The sequence below is a fragment of the Methylobacterium variabile genome (genome assembly GCF_001043975.1).
Taxonomy (GTDB): domain Bacteria; phylum Pseudomonadota; class Alphaproteobacteria; order Rhizobiales; family Beijerinckiaceae; genus Methylobacterium; species Methylobacterium variabile.
Genome location: NZ_LABY01000198.1, coordinates 1 through 783 on the forward strand (window position 1 = coordinate 1; position 783 = coordinate 783).

At 72.2% G+C, this 783-nt stretch carries 2 protein-coding genes; both read right to left on the reverse strand.

All coding sequences use genetic code 11. The annotated features are described in order from the left end of the window. Nucleotides 1-246: hypothetical protein (locus VQ02_RS26120; protein ID WP_048447168.1), on the reverse strand; the 246-nt coding region annotated here is incomplete at its 3' end. Nucleotides 247-412: 166 nt separating this feature from the next. Further along, on the reverse strand, nt 413-783 hold a 371-nt coding region (locus VQ02_RS34900), incomplete at its 5' end, for a L,D-transpeptidase (protein WP_157080823.1).

Sequence of the window (783 nt, forward strand, 5' to 3'; positions counted from 1 at the left end):
GTGCAACGGGATCGAGCCGTCCTTGGGATAGGTGCTGAGCTTGCGCCGGGTCTCGGCCCGGCAATAGGCGACCCAGTCCTGCGACAGGCCGACCCGGCGCGCGAACTCCGCCACCGCGACGCCGACCCGCATCTGCGCCGCGCGCTCGCTGCGGGCCAGCGCCCGGTCATCCAGGCTGTTGATCAGCCCGCTGACGACGAAGCCGATCGCCACCGCGATCGTCATGAGGACGAACAGGCTGCGCATGCGGATGCCCGCTCCTGAGCAGGTTTCGCAGAAGGGGTTGCCGGTTCTGCGGCGAAAACCTGCGGCACATCAAATGCCTCGGCGGCGCGGGCTGGTGCCGGCCCCGACGCGTGGCGGCGTCTCTCCTAGGTGTCGCCGCGTCCCCGGTTCGGCAACCCGGACGGATTCAGTATGACGGTCCGTAAGAGTAGTACGTTGCGCCGTAGGGCGACGGATAGGCCGCCCCGACCGGCAGCCAGCCGCCACCGCCCCAGGGATCGTTCGACCGCGCGCGCCAGCCGCGGACGGGCTGAGCGGCCCCTGGACGCATACGCGCCTCCCGGCGCGGCGTCGCGCGACCGGCGATGGCGGTCTCGTCGCCGCCGATCACCACCCGGGTGTTGCCCAGGCCCTCCGCCTTGACGAGGGCGTAGAGGAGCGCGGCCTTGCCGGGGGCCAGGCGCACGCAGCCATGCGAGGCCGGGGTGCCGAGGCGGCCGGTATGGCTGCTGCCATGGATGGCGTGGCCCCGCCCGGTGAAGAAGATCGCGTGCGGCA